This is a genomic window from Nonomuraea angiospora (assembly GCF_014873145.1).
Taxonomy (GTDB): Bacteria; Actinomycetota; Actinomycetes; order Streptosporangiales; family Streptosporangiaceae; genus Nonomuraea; species Nonomuraea angiospora.
The window spans coordinates 8090492-8104765 of record NZ_JADBEK010000001.1; the positions used below are offsets into that span (position 1 = coordinate 8090492).

13 protein-coding genes are annotated in these 14274 nt (G+C 71.9%); 6 read left to right on the top strand and 7 right to left on the bottom strand.

Translation table 11 applies throughout. The features are described from left to right. Positions 1–4: 4 nt before the first annotated feature. From H4W80_RS37040 to H4W80_RS37050, 3 genes are read left to right on the top strand one after another with little or no spacing between them, the layout of a single operon-like run. Positions 5–1024: a BadF/BadG/BcrA/BcrD ATPase family protein gene (locus H4W80_RS37040; RefSeq protein WP_192789307.1), complete on the top strand. Its 1020-nt coding sequence runs from the start codon at positions 5–7 to the stop codon at positions 1022–1024. Further along, a complete protein-coding gene (locus tag H4W80_RS37045) occupies positions 1021–2298 on the top strand; it encodes a hypothetical protein (protein WP_192789308.1) in 1278 nt (425 codons plus the stop codon). Before H4W80_RS37040 ends, H4W80_RS37045 begins: the two co-directional genes overlap by 4 nt. After that, positions 2295–3035: a sugar isomerase domain-containing protein gene (locus H4W80_RS37050; RefSeq protein ID WP_192789309.1), complete on the top strand. Its 741-nt coding sequence runs from the start codon at positions 2295–2297 to the stop codon at positions 3033–3035. Before H4W80_RS37045 ends, H4W80_RS37050 begins: the two co-directional genes overlap by 4 nt. Here the strand turns inward: H4W80_RS37050 and H4W80_RS63935 are convergent. The 6 genes from H4W80_RS63935 to H4W80_RS37080 are packed head-to-tail and all read right to left on the bottom strand — an operon-like array spanning position 3032 to position 9738. Beyond that, positions 3032–4372, bottom strand: coding sequence for a GTP cyclohydrolase IIa (locus tag H4W80_RS63935; RefSeq protein WP_192789310.1), 1341 nt, complete (start codon positions 4370–4372; stop codon positions 3032–3034). The genes H4W80_RS37050 and H4W80_RS63935 overlap by 4 nt on opposite strands. After that, positions 4351–5157, bottom strand: a complete 807-nt coding sequence (locus H4W80_RS37060) for an amidohydrolase family protein (protein ID WP_192789311.1) — start codon at positions 5155–5157, stop codon at positions 4351–4353. Before H4W80_RS37060 ends, H4W80_RS63935 begins: the two co-directional genes overlap by 22 nt. Beyond that, complete coding sequence (locus tag H4W80_RS37065) at positions 5154–5891, bottom strand: amidohydrolase family protein (protein ID WP_225963865.1); 738 nt, start codon at positions 5889–5891, stop codon at positions 5154–5156. Before H4W80_RS37065 ends, H4W80_RS37060 begins: the two co-directional genes overlap by 4 nt. Then, on the bottom strand, positions 5875–7467 hold the full coding sequence (locus tag H4W80_RS37070; RefSeq protein ID WP_192789313.1) for a heparinase II/III family protein: 1593 nt from the start codon (positions 7465–7467) through the stop codon (positions 5875–5877). The genes H4W80_RS37065 and H4W80_RS37070 overlap by 17 nt, the downstream gene beginning before the upstream one ends. Beyond that, positions 7458–8459 (bottom strand): Gfo/Idh/MocA family protein, encoded by a 1002-nt coding sequence (locus tag H4W80_RS37075; protein ID WP_192789314.1) that lies wholly within the window; start codon positions 8457–8459, stop codon positions 7458–7460. Before H4W80_RS37075 ends, H4W80_RS37070 begins: the two co-directional genes overlap by 10 nt. Continuing rightward, positions 8443–9738 carry an ABC transporter substrate-binding protein gene (locus H4W80_RS37080; RefSeq protein WP_192789315.1) on the bottom strand — a complete coding sequence of 432 codons (1296 nt, stop codon included), beginning with the start codon at positions 9736–9738 and terminating at the stop codon, positions 8443–8445. The genes H4W80_RS37075 and H4W80_RS37080 overlap by 17 nt, the downstream gene beginning before the upstream one ends. Before the next feature lie 191 nt (positions 9739–9929). Between H4W80_RS37080 and H4W80_RS37085 the strand changes: the two genes are divergently transcribed. From H4W80_RS37085 to H4W80_RS37095, 3 genes are read left to right on the top strand one after another with little or no spacing between them, the layout of a single operon-like run. After that, on the top strand, positions 9930–10826 hold the full coding sequence (locus H4W80_RS37085; RefSeq protein WP_318787634.1) for a carbohydrate ABC transporter permease: 897 nt from the start codon (positions 9930–9932) through the stop codon (positions 10824–10826). Beyond that, complete coding sequence (locus H4W80_RS37090) at positions 10823–11644, top strand: carbohydrate ABC transporter permease (RefSeq protein ID WP_225963866.1); 822 nt, start codon at positions 10823–10825, stop codon at positions 11642–11644. The genes H4W80_RS37085 and H4W80_RS37090 overlap by 4 nt, the downstream gene beginning before the upstream one ends. Positions 11645–11675: 31 nt before the next feature. Next, entirely contained in the window at positions 11676–13199 is a 1524-nt protein-coding gene (locus tag H4W80_RS37095; RefSeq protein WP_192789317.1) for a hypothetical protein, read from the top strand. On the opposite strand, the gene hisC is transcribed toward H4W80_RS37095, so the two are convergent. Beyond that, complete coding sequence (hisC, locus tag H4W80_RS37100) at positions 13200–14258, bottom strand: histidinol-phosphate transaminase (RefSeq protein ID WP_192789318.1); 1059 nt, start codon at positions 14256–14258, stop codon at positions 13200–13202. Between the last annotated feature and the right edge of the window lie 16 nt (positions 14259–14274).

Genomic DNA, 14274 nt, shown 5'->3' on the forward strand with positions numbered 1-14274 from the left:
GCGCATGGATCTGGCGATCGACGGCGGGCAGACGGGCCTGCGGATCGGCCTGGCCGAGTCGGGGCGGATCCGGGAGATCCGCGAGCTGCCCGGCCTGTCGTACGCGGAGGGCTCCCCGGTCGAGGCCGTGCTGGAGCGGATCGGGACGGGGTGGGGGCCGCTCGGCACCGTCTGCCTCGGCCTGACCACGATCCTGGACGACCCCGGCAAGCTGGCCGGCCGGCTGCTCTCCATGGCCCGCCGCGTGCTGATCACGACGGATGTGGTCACCTCGCACGCGGGAGCGTTCGCGGGCGGTGAGGGCGTGGTGCTGGCCGCGGGCACCGGAGCGATCGCCCTGGGCGTCGGTGACGGCATCCGGCAGGTGGACGGCTGGGGCTACCTCTACGGCGACGCGGGCAGCGGCTTCTGGATCGGCCGCCGCGGCCTCGACGCCGCCTTCCGGGGCTTCGACGGGCGCGCGGAGCCCGGCCCGCTCACCGAGCGCGCCCAGGCGGTGTTCGGCGACCTGGCCGGCCTGCCTGAGCGCCTCTACCTCGCCCCCGACGCGGTGGCGCGGATCGCCCGCTTCGCCGTCCACGTCCTGGAGCTGGCAGGAGACCCGGGCCGCGCTGTGGGGCGGGCGGGAGACCCGGGCCGCGTCGTGGAGGGGGCGGGTGACCCGGGCCGCGTCGTGGAGGGGGCGGGTGACCCGGGCCGCGTCGTGGAGCCGGTGGGAGACCGGAGCCGCCCGGACCCCACGGCCCGCGCCATCGCCGAGGAGGCGGCCCGCGAGCTGGCGGGCACGGTGGCGGCGGCGGCCCGCTGCTTCGCGAAGGAGGCGGCGGCGGTGCCCGTCGCGTGGACCGGCCGCCTGCTGCGCGACCCCGGACTCCGCACCGGCTTCGAGGCGGAGCTGGCCCGCCTGCTCCCTCAAGCGACCCTCCGGCCTCCCGCGGGCGACAGCCTCGCGGGCGCCGCCCTGCTGGCCGCCTCCACGGGGCCGAGCCGCTACCAGTCGATGATCAGAACGGCGGAACGATGAGAGTGGGACACGGCAGCGCCGAGCTGCCCGTGCCGGACGGCACGCCGATGGGCGGCTACATCGACCGGCCGGGGCCGTCCACGGGCCTGGCGGACCCGCTGTCGGTCAGCGCGGTGACCTGGTCGGACGGCGGGAGCAGGTTCGCGCTGGCGATCGCCGACGTCATCTGCGTCAACGAGGACCTCGCCGGGCGGGCCAGGCGGGCGGCCGGGTGCGAGCTGTGGCTGGCGGCGAGCCACACCCACGCGGGGCCCGAGACCGGCTGCGTGCCGGGCGGCGGGCCGACGCCCGAGCCCTGGCTCGACCGGATCACCGAGGCGGTGCGCACGGCCGTGCGGCGGGCGATCGACGCGGAGCGGCCGTGCGAGGGCATGGCGTACCGTGGCGAGCTGCACGGGGTCGGCGCCGATCGGAGCAGGCCGGGGGCGCGGGCGGTGGTGCCGCTCGACCTGATCGCCGTGCGTGACGGCGGGCTCGCCGGGGTGCTGGTGGTGCTTCCCGTACACCCCACCGTGCTGCCCGCGGCCAACCGCCTGGTCAGCGCCGACCTGGTCGGAGCCGTACGCGCGAGCCTGCGGCGCCGGCTCGGCGAGGACGTCTGGGTGGCGGTCGCCACCGGCGCGGCCGGCGACATCAGCACCCGCCACACCCGGCGCGGCCAGGACGCGGCGGAGCTGCGACGCCTGGGCGAGCTCGTCGCGGACCGCTGCGCCGAGCTGCTGACGCGCCCGGGGACCCCGCTCTGGCAGGCCGCACCCACGGGCATCGCCTCGGCCGGTGCCACCGGCCTCTCCGGGGCCGCAACCACCGGCATCTCCGGGGCCGGAACCACTGGCATCGCCTGGGCCACGCGGCGGCTGACGCTCGAACCCGCCGCCACGACGGCCGATGAGGAGGCCCTCCTCGCCGGGTACGAGCGCGCCGCGGCGTCGGGTGACCCGGTCGCCACCCGCCTGGCCCGCAGCAGGCTCGAAGGGCTGCGGGCACGCACCGCGCCGCCCGTCCCGACCGGCGTGGACGTGAACGTCGCCCGCCTCGGCGGGCTCGCCCTCGCCGGGCTCCCGGGCGAGCCGTTCCTGGCCGTCGCCGAGCGCGTCGCCGACCGGCCCGGCGAGCCGACCGTGGTCCTGGGCTACGTCAACGGCTATCCCGGATACCTGCCGACGGCCGCCGCCTACCGGCGGGCCGAGTACGAGGTCCTGGCCAGCCAGGTGGCCCCGGGCAGCGCCGAACTCATCGCCGAGACCGCACGAACCCTGCTGGAGGAGCTGTGATCGACCAGAGCGCGTACGCGCTGATCGCCGGATCGGCCGTGGACCGGCTGCTCACCGCCGAACGCGACGCGATCGAACGCGCCGGCGCGCTGATCCACGCCTCGTTGCGCGCGGGCGGGGTGCTCCAGGCGTTCGGCACCGGCCATTCGAGGTCCGTGGCGCTGGAGCTCACCGGCCGGGCGGGCGGCCTGGTGCCGGTCAACCAGCTCGGCATCCGCGACCTCGCCTACTACGGCGACGCCTCGCCGCGCGACATCCTCGACCCGAAGATCGAGCGCGAGCCCGGCCTGGCCGCACGCATATGGGAGCTGGCCGACATCCGGCCCGAGGACGTCTTCGTGATCATCTCGAACTCCGGCGGCAACGCGGCGATCGTCGAGATGGCCCGCCTCGCGGTCCGGCGCGGGCACCCGGTGATCGCCATCACCTCTCGCGAGCACACCGCCGCGGTGGCCGTCGAGGAGCGGCTGGCCGACCTGGCCCAGGTGGTCATCGACAACGGGGCGCCGTACGGCGACGCCACGCTGCCGCTGCCGGGCGGCGGCAGCGCCTGCGGCGTCTCGACCCTCACCGGCGTGCTGGCCGCCCAGCTCCTGGTCGCCGAGGTCGTCGGCCGCTTCCTCGCGGCCGGCGAGCCGCCGCCCGTCTTCAGGTCGGCCAACACCCCGGGCGGCGACGCGCACAACGCCCGGCTGCTGGACAGGTACGGCCCGCGCGTGCGCCTCGGCGACGCCTAAGCGCGCACGAGCCGGTACGGCTGGCGGGGCCGGCCGGCCTGGGTGCCCTTGACCGGGGGCATCGGCCAGGCCAGGCCCTCCTCCGCGAGGCTCTGCAGGACCCGGCGGGCGCTGCGCGGCGAGATCGACAGCACCTCCGCGACGATCTCGGCGTCGACCACCATCGAGTCGCCGTCGTGGAGGCCCTCCACCAGGCGTTCGAGCAGCTTGGCCGCCTTGGTGGCGACGATCGGCTCGTCCTGCCGCTTGCGCCGGCGTACCGGCAGCGACAGCACGGTGCCGTCGCCCCCGACCAGGTACGCGGCGGTCGCCCCCGCGTTGCGGGCCTTCTCGACGGCCGCCACCGCGTTGGCGTCGGCGTCGCGAGCGGTGCTGCCCAGCCCGACCCCGACCTCGACGTCGACGCCCACGTCGGAGCGGATCCGGTCCATGAACGGCGCCATCCTGAACCCCTCGGTGGCCTGGCCGAGCGCGCCCACGGTGGCGGTGACGACGTAGCCGTTCTCGTCGCGGGGCGCCACGGTGGCGCCCATCAGGCGCGCGTCGGCGAGCAGCGACCGGTGCAGCGACAGCTTCAGCTCCTGCTGCCAGTAGTTGCCCGGCCCGGAGTAGCTGGGCTTGGCGGAGGCGGCGAGCTCGACGACCACGATGGCGATCTGCGCGTCCTCCAGCCTGCTGCCGGTGCCGAGCAGGGCGGCGGTGTTGAGCGCGAGGCGCAGCGTGTGGGAGGTCGGCAGCAGGCGCAGCACGGGCACGCCGGCGGCGCTCAGCTTGTTGGCGACGCTCCTTATCGTGGTCAGCGCCGCGGTGGTCTGGCCCTGGCGGTAGAGCTCCTCGTGGAAGGCGCCGAAGCCGCGCGCCGACTCCGGCCGGTCGTACTCGGAAAGGTGCACGCCGGCCGTGCTCACGCCGATCTCGCCGTACGCCTCGTCCACGTCGGCGGCGGGCAGCGAGTCGATGCTCACCCTGGCCGGGTCGATCCCGTGGGTGAGCACCCCGCGCAGCAGGCTGGCGTACAGGCTGGCCCCGCTCATGGGCACGAAGGTGGCGGGGACGGTCAGCTCGCCCGCCTGCCTGGCCAGGTCGTGCTGGAGGGGCCCGGTGAACAGCACCACGTCGATGCTGTCGGCGATCCTCGAGAACTTGTCGTAGGTCTCGTGCTCCTCGGCATGAGGCGCGCCGACCAGCCGCCAGTCGGCGGCGGCCGGCAGGCCGGCGCCGATCATCATGATCTGCTCGACGAGATCGTGCGGCCCCACGACGCCGATCGTCACCCTGGGCCGCGACTCGGAACGCAGCCGGTCCATGATCTTGATCACCCCAGTCCGGATCTCCACTGCAGCAAGCGGGTCATCGTCGCACCGAGCACCGCGGCCTGGTCCCCCTCTGCGAGGCCACTGAAGATTACCCTCCCCAGCGAGATCCGAAGATCGATGAAGGGGAAGTCGGACCCGTAGACCACCCGGCCGGCCCCGAGTTCCCGCACCATCCTGGCGATGTCCGGCCCGGTGTTGAAGGACCCGCACACCTCCAGGATGACCCCTGGACGCCGCTGCGCCACCTCGATGGCCCGCTCGATGCCCAGCGGGGTCGCGCCCGCGTGCCCCGCGATGATCACCACGTCGGGGTGCTCCGACGCGACCGCGTCCACGGCGGCCAGGTCGTTGTAGGGGGAGCCGTCGTAGGTGTGGGTGAGCACCGGGCAGCCGGTGCGCTGCGCGAACTCCCACACGCCGGCGTAGCGCCTGCCGGTGAGCGGGTAGTCGTGCAGGTCGGGGTGGAGCTTGATGCCGCCGAAGAGCGGGTCCGCGCCCCACTTGGCCAGCTCGCCGCCGGGGTCCTGCCAGGGATTGATCGTCAGGTATCCGGTGAAGCGGTCCGGAGCGCGCTCCACCGCCTCGGCGGTCGCGGCGTTCCCCGCCGCCGCGTCGAGCTGGATCGCCAGGTGGCTGGAGATGACGGCGTGCGCCACGCCGCACCGGTCCATCACCCGGACCATCGCGCCGGGGGAGGCCTCGGGGATGAAGAACAGGCTGTAGGGGCCGGCGTGCGCGTGCGCGTCGACGATCCGGACGCTGGTCTGCGGGCGGCGCTGCCACAGCGCCGAGGTGATCGCGTTCACGCCGCCCCCACGGGCAGCAGCTCCAGCAGGGTGCCGGCGCCGATGGCGGCCACGGCCGCGTCGTCGAGCTCCGCCCACAGCAGCCGGGTGACGGCCTCGGCGGGGTCCCTGAGCGGCGCCCCCGTGCCGAAGACGAGACGGCGCTCGCCGTACCGCTCGACGAGCCATTCGAGCCCGCAGTGCGAGGACAGGTTGGCCAGCCCCAGGTAGACGTTGCCGGTGCGGGAGAGCACCCCGGCCGCCTGCCTGAGCTGGCGGTAGCCGATCGCGCCGACCACGACCCGCAGCTTCGGGTGCGCGCCGGCGACGGACTCCACGGCGGCCCAACCGGTCTGGGCGGCGTCCACGAGCAGCGGCAGCCCGGCCTCGGCGACGGCGGCGAGCATGGCCGCGCAGTCGCGGCCGGCCAGGTCGTAGCCGTGGTCGGCGGGGTAGGCGCGGACGGCGCACACGCCGCCCTCCAGCGCCCCGGTCACGAACTCGTCCGGCGTGCCGGTCTCGCCGCAGGTGCCGGGCAGCAGCACCCAGCAGGGGCGCAGCCTGGAATGGCCGGCGACCAGGCCGAGCAGCTCCCTGTTGCCGGTCGCGGGGTCGTGCAGCCACGACAGGGTGTGGCTGACCACGGCCTCCGCGATGCCGAAGCGGTCCATCCTGGCCAGCGCCTCCGTGATCGAGCCCGTGCCCACGTCCCTGCGGGGGTAGCGGCCGAGCATCGCGTCAGCGTCGATCAGCATGAACCGTCCAATCCTTGGGGACATTTGGGGGTGCGTCGCGGTAGGGGAAGATGCCGACGGTGAACCTGCCGTCGGCGCGGCGCAGGCCGAGCGAGTGGATCTCGCCGTACTCGGCGGTCCTGGTGGCGGGGTCGGGGATCCTGGCCGGGCCCGTCCTGAACAGCACCTCGTCGGGCGGTTCCAGCGGCACCACCAGGATTCCCGGGCCACGGGTGCCCGCGAACCCGCCGTCGCGCCCGACCCACGGCGACAGGCCGTGGATCTGCCAGATCGCCTCCGCGTCGATCCGGTCGGTGACGACCCAGTACGGGTCGTCGCCCTTGACGAAGACGATCTTCCGGTCGTGCCGGGCGCTGTAGCCGTGGTGGTGTCCCGCGAAGACGTCGGCCAGCGCGGACACCGAGAACAGGTCACAGGCGGCGCGGCGGTCCTCGGTGTAGCCCTCGCCCGGGACGAGCAGCGTGTTGTGCGCCCTGGTCGCCTGGTACCAGTCGTAGTAGCCGGGGTCGTCGTAGGACGGCGGGCCGCCCCCTTCCCAGGCCAGCGGCACGCCCCAGCCCGTCAGCACGAAGTCGAGCGCCGCGTGGTGGCTGTGCGGTTCGAGCTCGTGCCCGACGTAGGGGCCGTAGTTGACGACGGTGTGGAAGTCGCCGTGGCGGAAGGTGGCGTAGCCGCTGGCCTCCAGGTTGTGCGAGCCCTCGGCCGGTCCGACGCCCTCCGGCCAGATCAGGCCGCTGTCCTGCAGATGGGGCACCCAGCCGCCGGAGGTCATCAGGACGCTCAGCCAGCGGTACATGGCCTGGCGGCGCGGGTGCCGCGCGAGCGCGGGCTCGACGGCCACGGCCCGTTCGAGGTTGTCCAGGCACATGAGGTGGTAGCTGGGCGAGCGCTCGTGGTGGCCGCCGTCGGCGCGCACGTCCTGTTCGAGGTGCTCCAGGATGCGGGCCATGGCGACCTCGGCCCACTGTCCGGCCTCGGGGAGGTCCGCGAACACCCTGGCCGTGTGCAGCAGCTCGCACGCGTTGACGAACTGCCAGTTGCCGTGGCGGAACTCGTCGTGCTCCTCGGCCGACCACCTGGCGCCGCCGACGACGGTCTTCATCATCCGCAGCCAGCACCCGTCGCTCAGCGCGGGCTCCTCCGCGAAGGCGGCCAGCGCCTCGGTGACGTACATGGCGCGGGCGCGGACGCCGAGCGAGTACCAGACCACGTCGAGCCCCGGCCAGTCGCCCTCGACCCGGTCGCGGTCGTCGTACCACTGGCTGAACAGGCGGTCCCACCCGGCGGCGTAGCGGGGGTCCCCCGTCCCGGCGTAGGCCGTGATCAGCGGGGACATCCAGCGCAGGTAGTGGAAGCCGTACAGCAGCGAGCGGCCATGGCCCTTGTCCAGGAAGTCGACCTCGATCCCGAGCAGGGCGTCCGCGCCCTCCGGGCCGAGGGCCGCAGGGACCGGCCGCCGCCGGCGCCAGGCCCTGGCCTCCGCGACGCTGCCCGCCCCGAGCGTTTCCAGCAGCGCCTCATCGGCGATGTGCCGCATGCGCGTGGGATGCACGTGCGGCGGCTTCTCTACGAACATGTCACCGGCCGTCCCGTACGGGCGGACTCGTGCGCGGCGGCGAGCACGGCGGTCACGTGCCGCGAGCTCTCCACGCTGACCAGCGGCTCGGCCCCGGTACGGGCGCAGTCGACGAAGTGGTGGATCGCGTCGCGGTAGGCGCCCGCCGGGATGCCGTGCACGACCCGCTGGAGCATGTTGCGCGGGTAGGAGTAGGACTTCTCGGTGGCGAGCTGGATGTTCTCCTTCTGCCGGTCGAGCTGGATGACGCCCGACTCGCCGGCCACGGTGACGTAGCTGTCGACCATGGTCGGGAAGGTGTTCGGGTAGATCCAGGCCGACTCGAAGGTGGCCACGGCGCCCCGGCTGAAGCGGGCCTGGATCTGCATCGCGTCGGGGGTGTCGATGCCCATCCCGCGCAGCTTGCCGTGGCGGGCGGTGGCGAACACCTCCACCACGTGGTCGTCGTAGAGCCAGGTCACCAGGTCGATGTCGTGGCTCGACAGGAACCAGGCGCAGGTCGTCCGGTCGGCCCAGCCGATCATCTCGGTGGGCACGTGGATCGTGTCGTCCTTGCGGGCGTAGCCCACGACCGGCTCGCCGATCAGCTCCATCTGCTGCTTGGCCTGCGCGTACGCGGGCACCCAGCGGTGGTTGAACAGGCACATCGCGGTGACGCCCGCCTGCCGGATCGCGGCCACGGACCGGTCGGCGTCCTCGACCGTGGTCGTGAACGGCTTCTCGACCAGGATGTGCAGCCCGGCCTCCGCGGCCGCCACCATCACGTCCGCGTGCAGGTGGTCGGGGGTGGTGATCGACACGGCGTCGACCGTGCCGGAGTCGATCAGTTCGCGGTAGCCGGGATGGACGGCCGCCTGCGGGGCGGCGTCGAGAGGACGGCGCGCGACGGCGGTGACCTCGGCGTCCGGGTGGGCGGACAGGACCTCGGCGTGGCCGCGACCCATGATCCCGGCGCCGATGATCCCGACTCTGAGCTTAGGCAAGTGCGTCATTCCATTGCTTCTCTGCGGCGTCGAGCGCCTCCTTGGCGCTCTTGGATCCCTGGAGGAAGGCCCTGATCTCCTCCGACAGCGCCTCGCCGAGCTCGGCGTCCTTGGCCGTGCCCAGCGGGACGTACTCCAGCTTCGGCAGGCCCTTGACGATCAGGCGGCGGGCGACGTCCGTCGGGGAGTCGCCGGTGATGTCGGCGAAGAAGGCGTCCTTGGTGGAGGAGATCGTCGAGGGGTAGATCGGCACGAGCTTGCAGAACGCGAGCTGGTTGGCGCCGTTGGTGAAGAACTTGACGAACTCCGCCGCCGCCCGCTGGTGCCTGGACGCCTTGGGGATGGCCACGGTCTGCTGGGCGAGCAGCAGGTATCCGCCGGTCCTGGTCTGGACGGGCTCGGTGACGAGCAGGTCCTTGTAGACGTCGGGGGCGTTCTTCTCGACGTTGACCAGCGTCGCCGCCGACGCGCTCGCCGCCATCGCGATCTGGCCGTTCTCCAGGGTCTGCGGGTAGTTCCGGACGTCCTTGGAGATCGATCCCGGCGCGATGCCGTGCTTGTCGTAGCTCGCCTTGAACGTGTCCAGCAGCTTGGCGACCTCGGGCGTGTTGAACGTCGCCGTCTTCTTGTCGGCGCTCAGCAGCTCGACGCCGTAGTAGCGCAGCACCGAGGCGGCGTTGACGCCGGGGACGTCGTTGCTGCCGTAGACCTTGGTCTCGGCGTAGACCTTGTCGGCCAGGGCGAGGGCCTCGGCGTAGGTCTTGGGCGGGGCCTTCTCGTCGAAGCCCGCCTTGCTGACGACGGACTTGCGGTAGATGCCGACGGGCGCGCCGCCGTTGTACCACGGCACGGCGTACAGCTTGCCCGCCACGCGCAGCGAGTCGATCAGGTTCGGCTGGAAGTCGGCGAGGTCGGCGGGCTTGAGCAGCTCGTCGAGCGGGGCCAGCGACGGGGTGAACCGGCCGAGGTCGGAGGAGGCGATGTTGACCGCGTCGGGGACGTCGCCGCTGGCGACCGCGGCGAGCAGCTTGGTCGCGATGTCCTGCCCGGGCACGTCGACCCACTTGACGGTGACCTTGGGGTGCTCCTTCTGGTACTGGGCGATCAGCCCGTCGATGTAGGCGCCGAAGTTCTTCTTCAGGTTGATCGTCCAGAACTCGACCTCCCCCTCGAACGGCTGGTCGTCCGCCTGTCCCCCCGACGTGCTGCCCGACGTTCCGGCCACGCAGCCGGACGACATGAGAGCCAGCGCGAGCGCGCCTGCCCCCAACGCTCTTCTCCTCGACATCGGGGGACCTCCTGAGAATTATGGCCGTCCTTAATAATTCTTTCGGCACAATGACATTCAGGCGGCCGGGCCGTCAAGGGCCCCTGCTCAGATCCGCTCTTGACGGTCGAGATCGGCCATCTATAGTCTGCGTCCAAATTCTGGCCAACTCTTATCAAGGCTTTGGGCGTCACTATTAAACATTGAAGGATGTGAGGCCGGTGGCCGCCAGCCGGATCCCAGGGCAGCGCTGGTACACGCCGTACCTCTTCCCCTTACCGGCCCTCGTGCTGTTCGGGGTGTTCTTCGCCTGGCCGGCCGTCACCGCGGTCCAGCTCTCCTTCACCGACTACGACGGCGTCAGCCCGCCCGTCTTCACCGGACTGGACAACTTCGTCGAGATCCTCGGGGACGCCAGGTTCTGGACCGCCCTGCGCAACTCGCTGGTGTTCCTCGTGGGCCTGTTCCCGCTGCTCGTCGTGCTCCCGCTGCCGCTGGCCGTGCTGGTGAACCAGAAGCTGCCCGGCATCAGGACGTTCCGGATGCTCTACTACCTGCCGGTCGTGACCTCGATGGTCGCGGTCGCGGTGGCCTGGAACTACGTCTTCCACCAGCAGGGCGTGGTCAACTGGCTGCTCACCGGCCTGGGCATCCTGGACGAGCCCATCCAGTACCTCCTCGACCCCGTCTGGGCGCTGCCCGCGCTGATCCTGGTCGAGGGCTGGAAGAACATGGGCGTCTACATGATGGTCTACCTCGCCGGCCTCCAGACGATCCCGTCGGAGCTCTACGAGGCCGCCAGGATAGACGGCGCCAACGGCTGGCACCGGATGCGGCGCATCACCGTCCCGCTGATGGTCCCCTACATCGCGGTCACCGTCACCATGGCCATGCTCGACGCGATGCAGGCGTTCACGACCGTCTTCGTGATGACCAAGGGTGGCCCGCAGGACGCCACCCTGATGCTCGGCTACTACATCTGGGCCGAGGCGTTCGAGAAGTACGACATGGGCTACGCCAGCGCCGTCGGCCTCGTCCTGTGGGTCCTGCTGATCGTGATGGCCCTGCTCAACTACCGGCTCACCAGCGGAAGGAGGGAGACCCGTTGAACCGGTGGATCCGCCGCGCGGGGATGTACGTGCTGCTCACCGCGATCGCCCTGGCGTTCGTCGGCCCCTTTCTCATCCTGCTGTCGGCGGCGTTGAAGCCGGCCGGCCAGGCCGTCTTCTCCTTCCCGCCGGACATCATCCCCCGGCCCCCGGTGCTCACCTGGGCCAAGGAGGCGTGGACGGCCATCCCGTTCCCGCGCTACCTGCTCAACTCCGCGTTCCTCGTGGCCGTGATGGTGCCGCTCTACATCCTGGTGTCGGCGCTGTGCGCGTACCCGCTGGCGCAGCTGGTCTTCCGCGGGCGGAGCCTGATCTTCTTCGCGATCCTCGCCACCATGTTCCTGCCCGGCGAGGTGATGCTGCTGCCGAGGTTCCTGGTGGTCTCCCAGATCGGGATGGCCGACAGCTACCTGGGCGTGATCCTGCCCGGCCTGCTGTCGGCGTTCGGGATCTTCCTGCTCCGGCAGACCTTCGCCGGGGTGCCGCGCGAGATCGTGGACGCCGCCAGGACCGACGGCTGCCACGAGCTGCGCATCTTCTGGCACGTCATGCTGCCGGCCGCCCGCCCCACCCTGGCGATCCTCGGCGTCTTCGGCTTCATCTCGGTCTGGAACAGCTTCATCTGGCCGATGGTCGTGCTGAAGGACTCCTCCCTCTATCCCATCTCGCTGGGGATCGCCTACCTGGCCGGGATCACCGGCACCGACATCCGCAGCCTGGCGGCGGGCACGATCATCTCGATCCTGCCCGTGGTCGTCTTCTTCATGATCATGCAACGACACGTCCTCGAAGGCATGCGCGGCGCGGTCAAGAGCTGACGCCGCCCGCTCGCTCGTCGAAAGGTTCACCATGCTTACTCGCCGCCAATTCGGCGTGGGCGCGCTCTCCCTCGGCGCCCTGGCAGCACTGCCCGGCACGGCCCGCGCCGCGGCAGGCTACGACTACACCACGCGCGAGACGTTCGACCTGTTCGACAAGGTGTTCCACGAGAGCGGCAACGCCGGCCAGCCCACCGACACCAACGAGGCGGGCGGCCTCGGCTGGGGCGCCTCCTACGTGATGGCCGCCTACATCAGGATGTACGAGGCCTACCACGCCACTGCCTACCTGGACCGGCTCATCCACAACGCCGACCTCGTGCTGGCCAACCGCGACTCCGAGCGCGGCGTCACCGACTACCGCGGCCTGTCGCTGCCCGCCTGGCGCAGCATCGTCTACAGCGCGGGCGGCGTGAGCCTGCTCGACGCGTCGGGGCAGCCGCTCCTGGAGGTGCGCAGCGCGCTCACGAACGTCAACGACGCGGTGGCAACGGTACGGGCGGGCACCTCGGACGGGCGGTTCACGCTCGAGGTGAGCAACCCCGTCAAGAGCAAGGTGTCCACCTTCACCGACCTGACGATGGACCCCGCCAGCCCGGACTACGCGGTGAAGCGGATCCTCGACGCCTACCCGTCGCCGACCATGGTGACGGCCAAGGACCTGCGCCGCTCGCCGGCGGGGGCGGCGACGCCGGCGCTCGGGACGTTCAAGCTGGCCGCCGCGCCGGTGATCTTCTCGGTGCACACCGGCATGATCACCTACCCGCTCGCGTCGTTCGTCCGGATCGTCCGCCGCGACCCGCGCCTCTTGCGTAACGCCCGCTACCGGGCCAAGGCCGCCGAATACCTCAAGGCGTGCCGGGACGCCGCGGCCGTGCACGACCCCGAGTGGGTGGCCGACGGCTACTACATCTGGCCCAAGGGCATGCCCGTGCCCTACGACGGCGTCGAACAGCCGATCAACCAGAGCGTCGCCCTCGGCCAGACGTACGCGGAGCTGGCGGCGGCGACCCGCGACCCGTTCTACCGCGACCGCACCCGCCGGCTCGCCGCCACGTTCGCCCGCGACCTGCGGACCAACGACAAGGACGCCTACCACTGGCCGTACTGGCCCGGCTTCGGCAAGCTCTACAGCGGCTACACCAAGGCCGACGGCGTCTCCGAGTGGACCCCGTCCTACGGCACGCCGCCCAAGGGCGGGCAGCAGATCGAGGACCTCAGCCACGGCGGCATCGACGTCGAGTTCGCCGCCGCGGCGCACCGGTTCGGCCTCGCCTTCACCGACGCCGACATGGGCCGCTTCGCCCGCAGCTACACCAAGAACATGGCCACCACCGACAACGGCGTGGCGACGACGTTCCTGCGAGTGGACGGCACCGGCGGCCTGGCCGCCGCCGGGCAGTACCTCCAGGCGCCGCGCTACATGCCGGTGGCCCAGTGGGACCCGGCCCTGTTCACGCACGCGCTGGCGGTCTACGCCGACCACGCAGTCCAGTCGCAGTACGGCTCCACGCTGCTGTCGGTCGCCTACCTCAACTGGCAGGCCAACCGCTGATCAGCCGCGGAAGGCAGCGGCGGCGGTGAGGAACGCGTCGTTCGCCTCGGGGGAGCCGATGGACACCCGCGCGCCCTCCCCGGCGAACGGCCGCACCGCCACCCCCTCCACGGCGCAGGCGGCCGCGAAGTCGAGGGTGCGCTCGCCGAGCCTGAGCCAGACGAAGTTGGCCTCGGTGGGCGGCACCGTCCAGCCCTGGGCGATCAGCGCCTCGCGGACCCTCGTACGCTCCTTGACCACGTGCTCGACCCGCTCCAGCAGCTCGTCCTCGGCCTTGAGCGAGGCGATGGCCGCGACCTGGGCGAGGTGGTTGACCGCGAACGGGATGATCGTCTTGCGGATCGCCGTCGCCACCGGCTCGTGCGCGACCAGGTAGCCGACCCGCAGGCCCGCCAGCCCGTACGCCTTGGAGAACGTGCGCAGCACGCAGACGTTCGGCCGGTCGCGGTAGAGGGTGAGGCCGTCGGGGACGTCCTCGTCGCGCACGTACTCGCGGTAGGCCTCGTCCAGCACCACCAGCACGTGCTCGGGCACCCGGTCCAGGAACGCTTCCAGCGCCCCCCGGCGGATCGAGGTGCCGGTCGGGTTGTTCGGGTTGCACACGAACACCATGCGCGTGCGCTCGTTGATCGCCTCCGCCATGGCGTCCAGGTCGTGGTCCTCCCCCGCCAGCGGCACCATGACCGACTTCACGCCGGCGAGGTCGGCCAGCAGCGGGTACGCCTCGAACGACCGCCACGCGTAGACGACCTCGACCCCGGGCTCCCCGATCGACTCGAACAGCTGCTGCGCCACCGTGACCGACCCCGCGCCGAGCGCGATGTTGTCGGCCGGCACCCCGAACCGCTCCGCGATGGCCTCCGTCAGCCCGACGGCGCCGGGGTCGGGGTAGCGGTTGATCTGCCGCGCCCCCTCGGCGATCGCCTCGACCACGGACGGCAGCGGGTCGTACGGGGATTCGTTGGAGGACAGCTTGTACGACCGGCCGTCGGGGGCCGCTACGACCTTGCCCGGCTTGTAGGCGGCCATGGTGTCCAGGATGTGGCGGAAACGAGGCATACCCCAACCATATGAG